Genomic DNA, 18,850 nt, shown 5'->3' with positions numbered 1-18,850 from the left:
AAACTGTTATCTTATAAGGGAATCCACTGGTGCGTTCTATTTGTCGCGACAATTGATGTTATACTAAAGCAATTATTTTAAGCTTTTCAGTGTAGTTAAGTTTATTTGCACATATTTATTTACATCGTCGTAAAGACATCGAATCCTCTGAGCCAGATTTCAACACCCGCTTATATCGTCTTCTTTTAGACTATCATAAGTTCTAATTTTAGGGTGTCGCCATCATTTAGAGTAAGTTACTTGAGCAAAATCATAAGTCTTTTATAAAGGCTTATACGAGATTTAGACTCAGCATATCAGCTCAATATTTGAGCTTGATATGCAAGAGCGCAATTTTGAGTTAATCTCGGATTTACTTTGATTTTATTTGAAATCAATACAGACACACCAAATTTTAATAATATATCGATAGGAACAATAACAATGTCAAAAGACACTGATAACCCCAACTCTAACACCTCAAACGAAGCCAGTAAGACCAATAAACCACAAGATACTGTCACTTTTGCCTTAGCTCAATCACATTTTTTGGTCGGTGATATCGCAACCAATGTCGAAAAAATGCGTACCCTAGCATTACAAGCACGCGAACAAGGTGCTGACGTAATCGTATTCCCAGAGTTAGCTCTTTTGGGCTACCCTCCACAAGATTTATTGCTACGTCCAAGCTTGTCTGGCCGCGTCAAAAGCGCTTTATCTACCTTGAGTGATATCGATGATATCGTCATGATTGTCGGCTATCCACATGTCGATCATCATGGTACTTTTAACTCTGCTGCCATCCTACATAATGGTCATCAAAAAGGCTTTTATCATAAGCAAATTTTGCCAAATTATGGCGTGTTTGATGAGCGTCGCTACTTCGATAAAGGTCGTAATCAAGTTTTATTTGACTATAAAGGCATTACCATTGGTCTGCTTATCTGTGAAGATTTGTGGGAAAAAGGTCCTATCTCTGAGCTTAAAAAGCAAGGTGCTGATTTAATCGTAAGCTTAAACGCCTCACCTTTTGAGATTGAAAAGCAGGACAATCGCAAGACTATGCTGGCCAAGCGTAGCCGTGAGAATAAGCTACCTATCGTCTATGTCAATGCTGTCGGCGGGCAAGACGATCTAGTGTTTGATGGTGGCTCTATGGCTGTACAAGCTGACGGTAGCATTGCTCATGAAGCGCCGCGCTTTATGAACCAGTTGCTACTGGCTACGTTAGACGTCAAAACTGCTAAGTTTAACGAGCAGACCAAAGCGCCTCTAACCTTAAGCCGTGAGTCTGAAATGTATCAAGCGTTAGTCGTCGGTCTACGCGACTATGTCAATCATTCAGGATTCTCTGGCATTATTGTCGGGTTGTCAGGTGGTATTGACTCAGCATTGACACTCTGTATCGCTGTTGATGCGTTAGGCGCTGACAAGGTATATGCGGTCATGATGCCATACGAATACACCTCTCAAATCAGTCTAGAAGATGCTCAAGCACAGGCACGTCGCTTAAATGTTTCTTACACCGTCTGCCCTATTTTTGACGCTGTCGAAGGCATCCGTCATACGCTAGCGCCGTTATTCAATAAGTCGCCAGCGGATACGACAGAAGAAAACATCCAAGCGCGCGCTCGCGGTGTAATTTTGATGGCATTGTCTAATAAATTCGGTCATTTAGTTATCACAACTGGTAACAAGTCAGAATTGGCTGTTGGTTACTCAACGCTATATGGCGACATGGCTGGCGGCTTTGACGTACTAAAAGACGTATACAAGTCTCAAGTCTATAAATTGGCGAGCTATCGTAACCGTTTAGAAGATACGCCGGTTATTCCTGAGCGCGTTATTACTCGTCCACCATCGGCTGAATTACGTCCAGATCAAAAAGATCAAGACAGCCTACCTGACTACGATGTGTTAGATGGTATCTTGACGTCATATATCGATGAAGATATGGGCTATCAAGAGATTATTGATAAAGGCTTTGATGCTGAGATGGTCGCTAAAGTCATCAAAATGGTAGACAACAGCGAATACAAACGCTTGCAATCTCCTATCGGTACTAAGATTAGCCACAAAGCTTTTGGACGTGAGCGCCGTTATCCATTGGTTAATAAGTGGTCAATCAAGGGCTAATTACTACACACCTCTCAACTTTTACTATCTATAAGTTGAGAGGTGCTAGTTCACCAGTTTTACAAGATATCGAATTTTTTACTATTAGCTGGGTGCTTGCCCAGCTTTTTTGGTTTTTATCCACCAAAAACTTTTACATCTAACCCGATTCTTTTCCACACAGCTTCACCAACTATTTGCCTTAATTATCTTTATTCCTTTTTCGAGTACGTCATGAGTTTGCTAACCGCTAGTGTTTTTCTTCTTTTATTGCTTGCCTTAAGTACCTTTGTCTCTGCTGCTGAGATTGCCATCGCTGCAGGCCGTAAGATTAAACTCCAAATTATGGCAAAAGAAGGCGATGTTCGCGCACTTGATGTCCTCAATATGCAGGAACACCCTGGTAGTTTTATCACCGTCGTGCAAATAGTGCTAAATGCAGTCGCTATTTCAGCTGGTGCCGTGGGTGAATCGGCCATCAGTCCATATCTCGAGCAGTTATTGAATAGTGAAACGATAGCATCAGTCATATCGTTTGTACTTATTACGAGTTTGTTTTCACTACTTGCTGATCTAATGCCTAGGCGTTTGGCCATGTCAAATGCAGAGACGATAGCGGTACGGCTTGTACGCCCGATGATGTTGTTAATATTTATACTAAAGCCCATTATATGGGTGTTCGATGGGGCTGCAAATATCCTGTTTAAACTTTTTGGCATCTCAACCATACGTCAAGATGATATGACACCAGAAGATATTTATGCAGTGATGGATGCTGGTGCCGAAGCGGGTGTACTGAAAAAGCAAGAGCATCACTTGATCGAAAACATCTTTGATATGCAAGAGCGTACCGTCACCTCAGTGATGAATCCTCGAGAAAATATCGTTTACTTTGATACCAAAACAAGTACCGAAGAAGTCGTGAATATCATGATTGAGCAGCCACACAATAAATTTCTGGTCTGCCATGATGATGATTTAGAACATATCGTTGGTTATGTGGAATCTCGTAGCTTTTTGGCTTTGGTTTTGAACCAACAAGAAGTTAGCTTAACGAACAAGACTCTATTGAAACCAGCACTTTTCGTACCTGATACGCTGTCTTTGTTTGAAGTATTAGAGATGTTTAAATCTACTGGCGCTGATTTTGCAGTCATCGTGAATGAATATGCCCTAGTCGTTGGAGTTATCACCTTAAAAGACGTGATGAGCATTGTGATGGGTGAGTTGGTAACGCTCGAGGAACAGCCTATTGTCCAGCGTACTGACAACTCCTGGTTAATCGATGGTATGACTCCTATCGAAGATGTAATTCGTGCATTAGATATCGTCGACTTACCACGCAGTCAAAATTACGAAACTATCAGTGGATTTATGATGTATATGCTCCGAAAAATCCCTAAAAAGACCGACACGATTGAGTATGCCAATTATCGATTTGAGATTATTGCGACTGATAATCTTAAAATTACGCAGATGCTAGTAACCAAACTAGAAGATGTCATTTAATTTACTGGCTAGTTAAAGAGTGCTTAACTAGCCTATTCACATTTTTTCAAGCACGCTGACCAAAAATAGCAGTGCCGACACGTACCATTGTTGTGCCGTTTTCTATCGCTTCTGCCATATCGCCACTCATACCCATGCTAAGCGTATCCCAGCTATCTAGCTCTGGATGGTCAGCTTTAACCTCTTCAAACAGTTGCTTAGTTCGAGCAAAGGCATCCGTATTTGCTTTAGCAGGAATAATCATTAGACCACGTAGCTGCAAACGCTCGTAGCCTTTGATCGCTGTTATCAGCTCTGGCAACTGGTTTGGCAGACATCCTGACTTGCTATCTTCGTCATCGATATTTAATTGGATCAACACATTCAACGGTGTCAGGCCAGCTGGCCGTTGGTCATTCAATCGTTTGGCGATGATATCACGCTCAACCGTTTGCACCCAATCAAAGTGCTCTGCAATGTCACGTGTCTTATTACGTTGAATACTACCGATATAATGCCAAACGATACTCTTGCCTACAGGCTGCGTTTTAAGAGCAGTAATTTTTTCGATGGCTTCTTGTAGATAGTTTTCACCAAAATCACGCTGTCCCTGCTTCGCTAAAGTTGCGATCATATCGGCAGGTTTCGTTTTCGAAACAGCTAGCAGCATAACATTATCAGCCTGTCTGTCAGCATGATCACACGCTTGATTCATCTGCTTACTAACTTGCTGCCAGTTATCGATAAGTGTCACTTCATCAACATTGCCATTCATTTCCTTCATATTCTGCCCTTATTGCTTGATTAATTTTTTAAGATTTTTATTATAAAAAACATAACTATCCGATTTTTAAAATTAAATTAGAAATAGCTTATATGAGAATTATTTTAAAACGATCCAGTTCTGGTTTTTCTTGATTTAGTAGATGGTTAAATACTCACAGTCTTGTTATGATATTGTTACATGCTTTAACATATGCTGCTGAATATGCTAGTGATGGTAAAGACCTGTACTAGTGAGCTTCTTGCCATTTCTTATTATACTAAGGCTATCGATGAATAGTTTACCACGTACTTTTATAGTGTTTTGTCTTACCTAGACTAAGTGATAGGAATATCAAATTATGGCCGAAAAAACAATCTTAATATCGAAGACTTACTGCGCTTTACCGTTAAGCATAAGGCGTCAGATTTACATATTTCAGCGGGTATGCCGGCAATGATACGTGTTGATGGTGAAATGACCCGTATCAATATGCCAGAGATGACCCATCAGGTCGTGCATCAGCTTATTTATGACATCATGAATGATAAGCAACGTGCCGATTTTGAAGAGTTTTTTGAAACGGATTTTTCTTTTGAAATTCCTAATCTAGCACGCTTCCGTGTCAACGCTTTTAATCAAAATCGCGGTGCAGGCGCTGTATTTCGTACCATTCCTTCTAAAGTATTAACGATGGAAGACTTAGGTATGGGCGATGTCTTTAGACGCGTTTCAGACTTTAAGCGTGGTGTGGTATTGGTCACGGGCCCAACAGGCTCAGGTAAGTCAACAACACTTGCGGCGATGATTGACTATATTAACGAAAGCCGAAAAGAGCATATTTTAACTATCGAAGACCCGATTGAATTTGTGCATCAATCTAAAAAAGCTTGATCAACCAGCGTGAAGTACACCGTGATACTTTGGGTTTTGAGCCAGCATTGCGCTCTGCCCTACGTGAGGATCCCGATGTTATCTTAGTTGGTGAGCTACGTGATCTTGAGACTATCCGCTTAGCGTTGACCGCAGCAGAAACTGGTCACTTAGTGTTCGGTACCTTGCATACCAGCTCAGCGGCTAAAACGATTGACCGTGTCATTGACGTATTCCCAGCTGCTGAAAAGACATGATCCGCGCTATGTTGTCAGAATCATTGCAAGCTGTTATTTCACAGACATTGCTGCGTCGTCAAGCAGGTGGACGTATAGCCGCCCATGAAATCATGATAGGTACCCCTGCTATCCGTAACTTGATACGTGAGAACAAAATCGCTCAAATGTACTCTGCCATCCAAACAGGTGCAGGCGATGGCATGATCACCCTTGATCAGACGTTAAAGAACTTGGTAAGTAAGGGAACCATTAGTAAAGATGTTGCACGTCCTTATGCCAAGCAACCTGAGGCATTTTTATAGTACTAACAGACAGTATTGACAGATACCATCAAAAATAACAAACAACTTATGGTCTCTGTAATTACTTTTTACTTTTTACTGACGTATTTAAAATATGATTTTAATTGACTTACATCTGGTACAGGTGCGATATGGACATTGATAAACTATTACAATTGATGATCAGCAAAAATGGCTCTGACCTTTTCATTACTGCTGACGTAGCACCTTCCATGAAAGTGAATGGAAAAATTTTACCTGTCGGTAGAACACCTTTGAGTGCTGAGCAAACCATGAGATTGGTCAAAGGTGTAATGACGCCAAGCCAGCAAAAAGAGTTTGAAGAAACCAACGAGTGTCAATTTGCCATCTCTGATGAAGCGCAGCAAGCACGCTTTCGAGTCAGTGCATTTGTACAACGCGATATGGCAGGAATGATTTTACGGAAAATTGAAAACAACATTCCAACGGTCGAAGAATTACGTTTACCGCCAGCGTTAAAAGAATTGGCCATGAAAAAACGCGGTATTGTTCTATTAGTTGGCGCAACGGGTACAGGTAAGTCCACTACCCTTGCTGCAATGATAGGACATCGCAATCAAAACTCTCATGGTCATATCATTACGATAGAAGACCCAATTGAGTTTGTTCATAAACATCGCGGCTGTATTATTACCCAACGTGAAGTTGGTATCGATACTCATTCATTTGAAGCGGGCCTAAAAAACACGCTACGCCAAGCACCCGATGTTATCTTAATCGGCGAGATTCGTAACCGTGAAGTCATGAGCTATGCTATCCAGTACGCAGAAACTGGACATCTAGTGTTTGCAACGTTGCACGCAAACAATGCTAACCAAGCAATTGATCGTATCATTCACTTCTTTGAAACCAATCGCCATAATCAATTGTTTATGGATTTGTCGTTGAACCTACAAGCTATTATCGCACAGCAACTTATCCCCACGCCTGACGGTAAAGGACGACGCGCTGCTATTGAGATTTTGCTAAATTCGCAGCTGATTAGTGACTATATCCGTAAAGGGAAGTCCATGAAATCAAAGATGTAATGACACGCTCACGAGACAGTGGCATGCAAACCTTTGATCAGGCACTTTTTGATTTGTATGAACAAGGAGAGATAACGTATAAAGAAGCGATTCTACATGCGGACTCTCCTAACGATCTACGCCTAAAAATTAAGCTCAGTAGCAAAAACGGCAAAGCGAATTTAGATGAAGGTGCTGATAGTTTATCGTTAGATGTGAGCTAAATTATTGATTTTCCAATACAGAATAGAATATATATAAAACCCTCGTTATTTATAACGAGGGTTTCTTTTATTGTTCGATATCGTAGTACTGATAGAAATAAGCGTTTCTACTTATACGCTAGACAATTACTTCGCGCTGTCTCTACAGGCTTGATCCGCGCAGATACCATATAGAACAAGAGAATGCCCAGACAATTTAAAGCCATGTTTTTCTGCTACTTTCAGCTGCTCTTCTTCGATGACTTCATTATGAAACTCTATAATCTTGCCACACACATCACAAACTAGGTGATCGTGATGCTCTTCTTGGGTAATCTCAAATACAGATAGATTGTTTTCGAAGTTATGACGCTCAACAATACCTGCTTGTTCAAACTGTGTCAGTACACGATAGACAGTGGCAAGACCTACATCTTCACCTTGCTCGATAAGCGCCTTATACACTTCTTCTGCACTCATGTGGTGCAGCTTTGCGCTTTCTAATAGCTCTAAAATTTTGATACGAGGTAACGTGACCTTGAGTCCTGCTCTACGTAAATCTTGATTGGTAAAAGAAGCCATAATATCCCTTTTGACTGTAACAGCCTTAACAAATAGAAAATATGAGATAAATAATCAGCAAAGATTATTTTTATTTAATATAAAGTAAATGATTAATAATAAACTGATGAAACTTACGCAGACATCTCTCTTATTATTTTCTAAATATCGAGATGCAAGCCTATGAATTTAAAATATAATTAATCTAACCATTCAGATTGTGTTTGGTAAATAATGTCGTAAGTGGTAGGCAATTGCAAGTAAATGACGTATCATTTGTCCAAGATTGTCGGTCAGACTGGTACGACCTAACGCTGGCCACACCTAATTCATTTCTTATGAGTCATCTTACCATGATAAAGACATTAAATTTCCGTCCGTTAAGCCACACCAGCGCATTACGTAAGATCGTTATCACCAGTATGCTTAGCGCTACTGTTGCTATGTCTGGCTGCTCATTATTGAGTGTTTATAAGATTGATTTGCCACAAGGCACAGCGATTACTCAAAACCAAGCCCAGAAGCTACAAGTGGGTATGAATCAAAACCAAGTTCTTTATACTCTTGGCAGCCCTGCGATTCGAGATACTCTTGAGCCTAAACGCTGGGATTATATCTATGACTACAAAGCAGGCACTGAAGGTAGCCGTAAAGGCATCGCAGATGTCAAAAACGCTAGCCAGCATTTAATTGTTTACTTTGATGATAATGGTTTGGTCACGCGCATCGAAGGTATTGAGAGTCTGCCAGCATCATAGTCAGCGAAACCTATTAGCTTAGATAGTTAACGGTTAGCTACGAGATTTATTTTTGCGCTGAGACATAGGATCAGCGCTTAAACTGCGATATACCTCGATACGGTCAAAAGGCTGTAGCAAATAGCTTAATGGCTGTTTCTGTGCATAAATTCCCACATGCCAACGTTTCGCAGTTGGCGTGGTGATATCTATTACTTGCTCACACCACTTCGCCAGTTCTGCAAATTTCTCAAGCCACCCTGCTTGCGCCAATGCTTCATGCAAACTAGTACCTTGTTTAACCTGCAAAGCTAGGTAATGCTGGCGCTGCTCATCTTCAGCATACGCCAGATATACTGTTATTAGATTGGCTTGCGTAGACTGTGGCACACTGCTGTCACGACCTTCGACTGTTAGCTCAACCACTGCATCACCCAACCTATCAGTGCTAGCAGTAATGCTAATGGTACGACTAAACGTATCGCCACTCGCCACAAGTTATAAACTGCTTCATTGCTAAAATTTAGTGACTTGCGTAGATGGCTAATCTTCATCTGCCAACCCGCAAATACTGATAATAATAGTACAGCAATGCTACTAATAATGACCAAGATGCCAACTAACCATGCTGTCGGTATCGCAACCACTAGTAATAAAGCTACAGCAAAAGTGATTATCAAACTAACCAATAATCCAAATTTATGCGCTAACTGTTGCGTGCTGTAATGTAGCAAGTAACTCGCCACAAATAACACCCCGCCCCAATATAACAGCTGTCCAATTGGCGGTAGCGACATACCACTAGTAAATAAAGCCACTACTCCTATCAGCAGTTGCAACACCCAAATCGGTAACACCAGCTTAGTTGCACGGTACTCACGAGTAGCCGCTCTGTTTTTTACTTGCTGATTGTTTGCTTCTACCGCTGTGACTGTCTGTTTGCTCACCAAGTTCTGACCGAACCAGTATAATCCTGTACCCGCACCGACACTCACTAATGCTAACGCGACTGCACGTGCCCATTCTGTCAAACTGACATCAGTCATGGCAAACCCAGCATTGGGTACACCGTTTGCGAACCCTAGCAGCAACCCTATTACCATCAGTCCTAAACCAATAGGTAAAGGTGCAATACCCAGCAAGCTTAAGAGTACTGCAATGACCATCAGACCTGCAGCAACTGCGAAGCTCGGTACATCGGGTACGCTATTTAGCTCAGTTAATGCAGACAATATGCCCGTACTTGCGCCAGATATAACCAACGCTGCAATCACAATAGAGACTAATGCCGCTAACCAACCAAAGCTACGCCAGATCGGACTGACATCTGCTTCACGAGTGAGCTTTTGCATACCCGCTAGAGGGCCTTCGACACTGCGATAGGCCAATGCTATCTCAGCGTAAACGACTGGTAGCGCAACCACTACCATGGCTAATAACCATAGTAACCAAAAGTCAATCTCACCAATTGACGCAGGTGCAAACCAACGAAATAGCAATAACGGTAGTAGCGCCGCGATAAAATAAGAAGCATAACGGATCATCATAATTTCAATCCAAACGATCTAATACCATTCACAAAAACTGGGTTAGCAAACAAAACAAGTGCAAGTACCACGCATGGTAGACTGAACATGTTTAACACGGCTAACCATATTTTGAAAATTGGTATAAAGTGAATAACGATAATTTATAATTATACAGAGCAACGACTGGCCTCTGTAAATGAATTCATCTAAATACTGTCTTAATATAAGGGACAAACAGTTATAAAAAACCCCGAAATCGGGGTTTAGTCATTCAGGTATAATCAATATGCGATTCAATACTCAGTGGCTTTACTTAATGGCCTTCTATGCAAAGCAAAGCATGTATCAGATATTGAATTAGTGCGACTCAATTAGTGAATGGCACTTACATAGTCTGACAGGATACGAATGTCACGATCTGATAGTTTCGATGCAACTGTTTGCATCATACCCATCTCGCCTTCTTTGGCTGCATCATTGACTCGTTTTTGATCATCGCTATCGATATCATCAACACGTCCAGCAGCACGGAATAGTTTTAGCTGAGTTGCAATATACTGAGCGTGCTGTCCGCCTAGCTTTGGAAATGCAGCCCAAGTGTTACCTGCAGCATCTGGACCATGACAGCCGGCACAGCCAATAACACCGCGCGACTTATCGCCGCCCAAGAATAGCTTAGTCGCTTCTTGATTAGTTGCAGGATTGCCGTAGCCAACGCCCCAAGGCGCTTGACTGGCATAATAACCTGCTACGTTAGCTAGGTCTTGTTGAGACAGACTAGCAACTTGTGATTGCATGATACCGTTTTTGCGATAACCTGCTTTAAAGTTGACTAGCTGTTTATATAGGTACTTTACGTTTTGGCCGCCAAGGTTTGGCTGTGCAGGAACAATGCTGACGCCATTAAGACCATGACAAGCGGCACAAACGGTTTCTGCAACTTTTTGACCTGCATTGACGTCATATTCAGGAACAATAATAGCAGCTTGTACGCTGAAACTTGCAACGCATAAGCTGGCAGCAGCGATTAACTTTTTCATTGATACAAATCCTACTAGCTCGGCGTAAGCATTATTTAGAGTGATTGCACTGGTAAGATACCTGATATAGCCGCCTCTTTAATCATGAGAATGGCGTATATTTTGAGGTCTTGGACACAAGCAGTCTGAAAGTACTTACTAACATCAGGGTTTATTTTCGATTATTATAGCAAGACTTTGTATCATTTGCCTACTTAATCATAGTATCCATCAGTTTTCTGGCAACACAATATACAATATGACGCAAAAACAAAAAGCGCCGATAGGTTGTTAGCCTAGCGCTTTATTTTATATGTTTAACTTATATTTATAAGTCGATTATTTGCTCATATACTCGATAAGTTTACGATAGTCGTCCTCACTACATTTGTCGCAAAGACCACCTGCTGGCATCTGCGGCATACCACCTTGACAGACTTGATAAGCGTCGGCATACTTTTTTGTTTAATCAGCTGTTGCCACTTGGCACTATCACCTTTTTTAATGGCATTTAACGCGCCACTATCGTGACAGGCTGCACATGAGTTATTATAGGTAGTGGCGATATCTGCCGCACCTGCGCTGCTAATCATAATGCCACTTAATAATAGTGCAGCACTGCTAGCAATTATAGCGCGATAACTCGTGCTAAGAAGTTTACTGATTGAAAACATAGAGCACCTCCTCGTGATATTTCACGTGTCTCATCAATCGTTCTATTAAACATCTCTCGTTAAACATTGTAACAATATATGTCATATAAACATAGAGAATTTGGATATGGCTTTGTTAAAGCTGAGAACTTGTCTTAATGACTGGCCAACTTTAATGTTATCCTACTATTTATATGATGCTAATCGCAGTTATTTCAATAAGTAAGACACGGAATAGTATAGAATAGCCAGTAATATTAAATAGCTACTTTTATGATTTGCACATAACTGTATTAATGAATAATAGCCTTTTAACTTGATTTACCTATCGCTTGACCAATTACTTGACCGCGCCGATGACTTGAATCATCAGCTGACTAAAATTTTATAATCGCATCCAATTTTTTAAGATTAATGAGCCATTTATGAGTACCCCGTTTAACGATGTCGCCGCTGAACATGCCTTATTCAATACCAAATCTCGTCAGAAAATTCAGCAAACTGAATTTATGATGTCAGCACCTACCTTTCGTCTCTGTCCGCCTGACATGGGATTGGAAGTCGCTTTTGCAGGGCGCTCAAACGCTGGCAAATCATCAGCCATCAACGCCTTAACCAATCAGCGTCAATTGGCTCGCTCGTCTAAGACACCTGGACGCACGCAGATGATTAACTTTTTTAGTATCGGTGATACTGACAGACGTTTGGTCGATTTGCCTGGTTACGGCTATGCAGCTGTTCCGTTAGAGATGAAAAAGAATGGCAAGTTGAGCTAGAAGAATACTTGGTATCACGTTCAAGCCTTGCAGGTCTGGTACTGATGACAGACATTCGTCATCCGCTTAAGTTTTTTGATGAGCAAATGCTGCACTGGGCAAACGATGGTGAGCTACCAGTACATATTCTGCTGACCAAAGCAGATAAACTGAAGTACGGTGCTTCTAAGAACGCCCTCCTTGAGACTCGTAAACGCCTGAAAAAACTGGGCTTAAACTGTACCATTCAGTTGTTTTCGGCTCTCAGAAAAGAAGGTCTCGATGAGCTGGCTGGGATAATGGGCAACTGGTATGAGTATCAGCTTGATGCAGACAAAATCATTGAGTCATCTTTTGCGTTGCTAGAAGGCGCTGAGTTAGAAGACGCTATTGAAAAAGAAAGCGTTGATAAAGAAAACAAATAAATATCGTTTTCTTTATAAAAAGGGTTTATCGCTATTACGATAAACCCTTTTTATTGCCTGTTTATTCACTCATTATTATCGGTGTGCTATTAAAATAACGAGAATGATAAAAGTAGCTCTACCTACATAGCAAATCCACTAGCGCTTGTGGAGTATTAACTTGATAGGTTGGATTTTGCTCCGCAAGCTCTGCACTCGTTGCCGTACCATAGTTCACCGCTATACTGGTCATTCCTAGTGCTGTTGCCATCTGAATGTCATAGATACTGTCGCCGATAAACACAGCATCAGAAACCTGCTGCTGCGTGTATTCCAAAATATCGGTTAACATCTGCGGATCAGGTTTTGAGCCTGACTCATCAGCACAACGCGTAATCGTAAAATAATCATGGCTATCTGAGGCATCTAATACACGATCTAGCCCTTTTCTTTTTTACCCGTTGCTACGGCGAGCGTTTTACCCTGCTGCTGCAAAGTTTGCAACATATGCTCTATCGGCTCAAATAGCGGCGTACTATGACTATTGGCAATATAGTACTCTGCATAGGTTTGCTGAATCTCACGCAACTGCGTATCATTTGCCTGCGGATATAAAATCTTAATCCCATTCATTAAGCTCAGACCAATAATATCTTTTACAGCTTTATCAGTCGTCTCAAACCCATGTGCTTCGCCAGCCACATGCATAGAATCAACGATTAGACCGATTGAATCCATTAGCGTGCCGTCCCAATCAAAAATAATCAACGTCTTATAAGACAGATTGTGTTCTGCTGATGGTTGAGCATTTATAATGCGTTCTGAAATTGTAGCTGGTTTGGTCATGAATTTACCTTAATGAATAACAATAATAAATAGCAGATACTAAAACGTCACGGCGGCTTATTCGTAAAAATAAGATATCGTGACGTTTAAGAAAATACAAAAATAGTTTGGCTTAAGAATTAATTTTGAAAAACTATTCAGGCAACTTCGTTGTTTCTGGTAACCAATCTGCCATATCGTCTGGCAATGGCGCAGTAATGGTCTTGTAGCCTGGAATATCTAAGCGCCATGCATGTAGACACAAACGATGGACACCTGATTTATCATGAACGTTATATTTGTCATCACCCAAGATAGCATGACCGATATGCGCTAAATGAACACGGATTTGATGAGTGCGACCCGTCAATGGCTTGGCTTCAATTAAGCTTACTGGCTGACTATTAATCATAAAGCGATCATGGATAATGATATCAGTCTGACTTTCTTTCGCTTGTGGGTCTTGGCTGTCTACTTTCACTCGGCGCTCACCACTAGCAAGTGTATAACGTAGCAACGGCGCATTGATACGCTGCTCATTAAGCGCAGGTTGTCCTTTGGCAAGACATAGATAGTGCTTTTGAATGGTCTTGTCTACCAAATACTGCTGCAACACTTTGAGCGTTGAGCGTTTTTTGGAAATCATCAGTAGCCCTGATGTGTCTTTATCAATGCGATGGATTAGCTCTAGGTATTTTTTACCCGTCACTTCACGCATGGCTTCGATAACCCCAAAGTCCAAGCCGCTACCGCCATGCACAGCGATACCAGAAGGTTTATTTAGCACTAGCAAACCGTCATCTTCATAGACCACGCGCGCCAGCAAGCTTTTGGCGAACTCGGTACTAATAATTGGTTTTTCGCGCGTTGCTAGCTCTACAGGAGCAATACGTACCACATCTTCACGCTGCACTCTATCGTGTGCTTTACAGCGCTTATTATTGACACGTATCTCATCTGAGCGAATCATTTTATAGATATGTGATTTTGGCAAACCTTTTAAACGGTTTAACAAAAAGTTATCCAAACGCTGGTCGTGTTGATGGCGCGTTACTTCGAGGTAGTTCACCTTACCGAAATTGCTAATCTCATCGTCAGCGCTTTGTGGGCGTGTTTTGCTATTAAAAATAGCAGGGGCTTCATGGGTAGTAGCGTCGTCATTCATTTTTGAGTTTGTCATTTTTAGTTAGGTATTTACACAAAGATTTGCTATAGTTTAGCATGTTGAGCGACAATTAAGCAGAGGTGACAGCAATAATCATTGTTGTTACAAATAGTTGACCACCATTTTATTGCTTGTCAGTTTTCCACTACTTGCCAGTAAAGAGGTTGACACTGTTTATCCTGCTGACCTGACACGTTTCATCTGATTTTAGGGCCCATTTTTATTTAGAGGTATTACTTACCAAATATAGCCCTACAAATTAAAAATACTGTACTGAATCTTATTCGGTACCATAAAATAAATAGTGACACTAAATACCATCGCGTTTATAACGCTGATAATAAATTAGCTTATTAACCGATTACAACACAACACTGACTCACTAATTGCATGACAACGACCGTACTCGATAATCAATCATTATTTAATGACTATTTATCTGATGGTTCTTTATGCCAGCATAGTTGAGCAAGTATGGGTAGTTTAGCGTTAGGATCGAAAAGTATATCGATAGCTGCCTAAGTATTGGTGGTCAAACAGATGACGATAACAATGTAAATACGATACCACGCTGACAAGCTGGTCCATTACTCTGTTTGCCAAGTACGCCCCGCTGATAACAAAAGCTGCGACACCTAACCTTGAGATACCCAAGATATTATTGACGTTATACAAAGAACGATAAACAAAGAGTAACCAATTGCTTCGCCTGAATAAACAACCGCTGAATGACGCCCCTATATAGTAGCAATCATGACCGCGATATTATTGTTAGACTTTGATGGATGAATGGCAACAGCACCACGCCTTTTTAATATCAGTATTTTTTAGAGATGTAACTGACCCTCGCCCACGCTTACAACGTGCGCTGAAATCACTACCAATAGAACGTACTGAGAATAAGAGCGCTTTGACTCGCTGACCCAATCATATATGTACCAAGTTTACTGATGATAAAATATGAGTACCGTAGCCTTACACCCTATATTACTGATATTAACGTGAGCACTGCTCATTACTTCAGGTAAAAGAAGCTGTTTATAAAGCCCATGTGCTTTATAAACCCACGATTTACGTTCTACCGTTAATGAACATCTACACACGCTAATCACAATATTAGCCACACTTGCCACTATGTCCTAAAGACTGTCTTATCGTTGTCATGCGTACTCATAGGATACAAATATGAAACGCATTTTGATCAACGCCACTCAAAACGAAGAGATTCGTGTCGCCTTATGTAAAGGCAATCATCTGTACGATTTCGACCTAGAAAACCGTACTCGTGAGCAAAAAAATCTAACATCTACAAAGGTCATGTGACCCGTGTCGAGCCATCGCTTGAAGCAGTATTCGTCGAATACGGTTCTCAGCGTCAAGGTTTTTTGCCAATTCGTGAAATCTCTGCTGAATACCTAAGCGGCAACCCACGTGACGAAAACATCAAAAAACTGATCAAAGAAGGTGACGAGCTAATCGTCCAAGTCGAAAAAGAAGAGCGTGGTAATAAAGGCGCTGCCCTGTCGACGTATGTGTCATTAGCAGGTCGCTACCTAGTATTAATGCCAAACAACCCTCGCGGTGGTGGTATCTCACGTCAAATCTCGGGCAAACTGCGTGAAGATATGAAGCGTATGCTGAGCAACCTTGATTTACCAAAAGGCATGAGTGTCATCATTCGTACTGCTGGTATTGGTAAGACTCAGGAAGATTTACAGCACGATCTAAACCACTTGCTCAATATTTGGCAAGCCATTCAAGAACAAAACCAAAAATACCCATCACCGCGCTTGGTTCACCAAGAAGCGGGCGTTGTCACACGTGCTGTTCGTGATTATCTACGTGATGATATCGCTGAGATTTGGATTGATAACGAAAACGCTTACATTGAAGCGGCTGGGTTTATCGATGCGGTAATGCCAAAACAAGCTGAAAAGCTACGCAAATATACTGATTATGAGCCGATGTTTTCGCGCTTTAATATCGAAAAGCAAATCGAAACCGCTTATCAGCGCGAAGTTCGTCTGCCATCAGGTGGTTCAATCGTTATTGACCAAACAGAAGCACTGGTCTCTATCGATATTAACTCAGCTAAGTCAACCAAAGGTTCAGACGTTGCTGAGACCGCTTACCATACCAACTTAGAAGCAGCCGATGAGATTGCTCGTCAGCTTCGTTTGCGTGATATGGGTGGTTTGATCGTTATTGATTTCATTGACATGAATGACAATAAGCACCAAAAAGAAGTAGAAAAACGTCTGATTGATGCGACCAAATATGACCGTGCACGCGTTCAGTTCGGCGATATCTCTAAATTTGGTCTAATGGAAATGAGCCGTCAGCGTCTACGTCCTTCCTTAGAAGAGTCAACTGGCTATATCTGCCCACGTTGTCACGGCAACGGTATGATTCGTGACTTGCGCTCATTGTCACTATCTATCATGCGTCAAATTGAGCAAATCGCTCTTAAAGAACGTCAAGGTGAAGTACAAGCAGAAGTTCCAACGGACATCGCTGCATTCTTATTAAATGAGAAGCGCGATAGCTTGGTTTATCTTGAGCAAGACAGTGGCACGCGTATTACTATTTTGCCACACGCGCATTTAGAATCACCAAACTTCAAGCTCCATTTCAACCGTGATGGCTTTGCTCCATCGAGCTATGAGCGTATCACTGATACTCAGCAACAAGAGCATAGTGACCTTGGCTACAACGTTGACTGGCAGACTGCTGAAAAAGAACGTCCTGAACAGCAGCCTACTCGCCAGCCTCGTAAAACTGCAGATAATAAGCAGAGCCGCTCAAACACACAGCAGAATGCAGCCACGCAAACGCAGAATGATACGGTAAATCATAGCAATGATCGTCGTAATCATAAAAATACCAACGACGTGTCGCCTGCACCTGCACCGCAAGCTAATAAAACTGCTAGTGTTGCCGCTCCAGTAGCACCGCAGACACAGAGTGTCGAGGCTACTGCTCAACCGAAAGCCGTTGCGTGGTTATCAAATCTATTCGCTCAAGCGCCGCAAGCCACAACCACACCTAGTGTCAGTAGCCGAGATGCCGCTCAAGCAATCGAGGCGCTAGTAAACACGGGCGCGCAAAGCTTAGGCTCGTTTGGTCAAGTTGATAGCAATGCATTGAATAGTGCCGCTGTAACTAGTGAGCAGCCAACTCAACAAAACAACAGTCAGAAAAACGACGGCCAACAGTCAGATAACAATGCTAATCGTCAACAGGCGCGTCGCAATGACAGCGAGACTGACGACAGCAGCAATGAAGACAGAAGAAGACGTAAGCCGCGTAAGTCTAGATCTTCTAAGCCGCGTCAAAGAAAAGAGACAACTGACGAGACTGCTGGCAACGTAAACAGTAGCTCAGAAAGTACTGGCTCAAACAGTGCTGATGACAAGTCGTCTGATACTCAAGACCAAAGACAGCAAGACAAGCGTCAGAACGATAACAGACGCACGAACGATCGCAATCGTAATAACCGCCAAGATAGCAATCAACAGAACAGCAATCGTAACGCAAGCGAGCGCAGTGATGCTGATAACGAAAACAGCTCTAAAGCAGATGAGCAAACTCGGACTAAGCGTAAATCGCATAGCCAACGCGGCTCACGCGGTAAGCTAGAGCGCGGTGAGACACTAACGGCTGACAGCGTTAAGCACAGCAAACAGCAGAACGCTAGAAACAACGATGCTGCCAATAGCGAAAATCAGCATAGTGCACGTCGCAATCAAGACCCTAACGAGGTCGTGCTACAGGTCAATGAAGCGCCAACTGAGTTAAAAGCCCCTGAAGTGGTGCATCTATCTTTAGATGATAGCAAATCCACACAGGCCAAAACTCAGCCTAGTGAGCAGCAAAGCGCGACGAATAACGTAGCAAAAGATGAGCGTTCAAACGAAACAGCTGCTCAAAAACCTACTGATAAGCATAGTAGCAATGAGCAGAACACTGATAAGCAAAAAACCACTGCTTCGAACGCTGATAAGAAAAGCGATAACGAAAAAGTATGGTGGAAGCAAATGCCAATCAGGTAAATGACGATAAGCGTACAACTACTGAACAAGCTAAGGTTCAAAACGATGCTCCTAAGCATGAGCAGGCTGCTGAAGAGAAAAAGCACCTGTAGCTGTAGAGGCACCATCGACCTCTACGAGTAACACCGAAAGTAAAGCGGAAGCTCCAACGTCGGTAACT

Annotated in this window: 12 protein-coding genes and 4 pseudogenes; 8 read left to right on the top strand and 8 right to left on the bottom strand. The window is 41.9% G+C overall.

The window, feature by feature from the left end; genetic code table 11:
- Window positions 1-423: 423 nt before the first annotated feature.
- Together ACOBWA_RS01850 and ACOBWA_RS01845 are read left to right on the top strand one after the other, a co-directional pair.
- Window positions 424-2,115: an NAD+ synthase gene (locus tag ACOBWA_RS01850; RefSeq protein ID WP_201548552.1), complete on the top strand. Its 1,692-nt coding sequence runs from the start codon at window positions 424-426 to the stop codon at window positions 2,113-2,115.
- Between the two features lie 213 nt (window positions 2,116-2,328).
- Complete coding sequence (locus tag ACOBWA_RS01845; RefSeq protein WP_057758257.1) at window positions 2,329-3,603, top strand: hemolysin family protein; 1,275 nt, start codon at window positions 2,329-2,331, stop codon at window positions 3,601-3,603.
- A gap of 46 nt (window positions 3,604-3,649) precedes the next feature.
- Here the strand turns inward: ACOBWA_RS01845 and ACOBWA_RS01840 are convergent, their stop codons facing one another.
- Complete coding sequence (locus ACOBWA_RS01840; protein WP_420230067.1) at window positions 3,650-4,366, bottom strand: YggS family pyridoxal phosphate-dependent enzyme; 717 nt, start codon at window positions 4,364-4,366, stop codon at window positions 3,650-3,652.
- Between the two features lie 330 nt (window positions 4,367-4,696).
- Between ACOBWA_RS01840 and ACOBWA_RS01835 the strand changes: the two are divergent.
- Window positions 4,697-5,759: pseudogene (locus ACOBWA_RS01835) on the top strand (type IV pilus twitching motility protein PilT).
- Between the two features lie 131 nt (window positions 5,760-5,890).
- Window positions 5,891-7,011 (top strand): annotated as a pseudogene (locus tag ACOBWA_RS01830) (PilT/PilU family type 4a pilus ATPase).
- Between the two features lie 126 nt (window positions 7,012-7,137).
- On the opposite strand, the gene fur reads toward ACOBWA_RS01830, so the two are convergent.
- Window positions 7,138-7,572, bottom strand: a complete 435-nt coding sequence (gene fur / locus ACOBWA_RS01825) for a ferric iron uptake transcriptional regulator (protein ID WP_420230066.1) — start codon at window positions 7,570-7,572, stop codon at window positions 7,138-7,140.
- A 317-nt stretch (window positions 7,573-7,889) separates the two neighbouring features.
- Between fur and ACOBWA_RS01820 the strand changes: the two genes are divergently transcribed.
- Window positions 7,890-8,309, top strand: a complete 420-nt coding sequence (locus tag ACOBWA_RS01820) for an outer membrane protein assembly factor BamE (RefSeq protein WP_420230065.1) — start codon at window positions 7,890-7,892, stop codon at window positions 8,307-8,309.
- 33 nt (window positions 8,310-8,342) lie between these two features.
- Here the strand turns inward: ACOBWA_RS01820 and ACOBWA_RS01815 are convergent, their stop codons facing one another.
- The 4 genes from ACOBWA_RS01815 to ACOBWA_RS01800 form a co-directional block, all read right to left on the bottom strand.
- Window positions 8,343-8,726, bottom strand: coding sequence for an RnfH family protein (locus ACOBWA_RS01815; protein WP_420230064.1), 384 nt, complete (start codon window positions 8,724-8,726; stop codon window positions 8,343-8,345).
- A complete protein-coding gene (locus ACOBWA_RS01810) occupies window positions 8,702-9,835 on the bottom strand; it encodes a hypothetical protein (RefSeq protein ID WP_420230063.1) in 1,134 nt (377 codons plus the stop codon). Before ACOBWA_RS01810 ends, ACOBWA_RS01815 begins: the two co-directional genes overlap by 25 nt.
- A gap of 353 nt (window positions 9,836-10,188) precedes the next feature.
- Entirely contained in the window at window positions 10,189-10,857 is a 669-nt protein-coding gene (locus ACOBWA_RS01805) for a c-type cytochrome (RefSeq protein ID WP_420230062.1), read from the bottom strand.
- A 326-nt stretch (window positions 10,858-11,183) separates the two neighbouring features.
- Window positions 11,184-11,510, bottom strand: a complete 327-nt coding sequence (locus tag ACOBWA_RS01800; RefSeq protein ID WP_420230061.1) for a c-type cytochrome — start codon at window positions 11,508-11,510, stop codon at window positions 11,184-11,186.
- A gap of 404 nt (window positions 11,511-11,914) precedes the next feature.
- On the opposite strand from ACOBWA_RS01800, the pseudogene yihA reads away from it, so the two are divergent.
- A pseudogene (gene yihA, locus ACOBWA_RS01795) lies at window positions 11,915-12,669 on the top strand (ribosome biogenesis GTP-binding protein YihA/YsxC).
- Window positions 12,670-12,883: 214 nt separating this feature from the next.
- Here the strand turns inward: yihA and ACOBWA_RS01790 are convergent.
- A pseudogene (locus ACOBWA_RS01790) lies at window positions 12,884-13,356 on the bottom strand (HAD-IA family hydrolase); the annotation flags it as partial.
- A gap of 271 nt (window positions 13,357-13,627) precedes the next feature.
- Entirely contained in the window at window positions 13,628-14,638 is a 1,011-nt protein-coding gene (locus ACOBWA_RS01785; RefSeq protein ID WP_420230060.1) for an RluA family pseudouridine synthase, read from the bottom strand.
- A gap of 1,185 nt (window positions 14,639-15,823) precedes the next feature.
- Here ACOBWA_RS01785 and ACOBWA_RS01780 point away from each other — a divergent pair.
- Together ACOBWA_RS01780 and ACOBWA_RS01775 are read left to right on the top strand one after the other, a co-directional pair.
- Window positions 15,824-15,961 (top strand): hypothetical protein, encoded by a 138-nt coding sequence (locus tag ACOBWA_RS01780; RefSeq protein WP_420230059.1) that lies wholly within the window; start codon window positions 15,824-15,826, stop codon window positions 15,959-15,961.
- Complete coding sequence (locus ACOBWA_RS01775; RefSeq protein ID WP_420230058.1) at window positions 15,958-18,690, top strand: Rne/Rng family ribonuclease; 2,733 nt, start codon at window positions 15,958-15,960, stop codon at window positions 18,688-18,690. Before ACOBWA_RS01780 ends, ACOBWA_RS01775 begins: the two co-directional genes overlap by 4 nt.
- Window positions 18,691-18,850: the final 160 nt, after the last annotated feature.

This window comes from Psychrobacter sp. ER1, assembly GCF_048631835.1.
GTDB lineage: Bacteria > Pseudomonadota > Gammaproteobacteria > Pseudomonadales > Moraxellaceae > Psychrobacter.
This window is presented reverse-complemented; position numbering and strand designations above follow the sequence as displayed.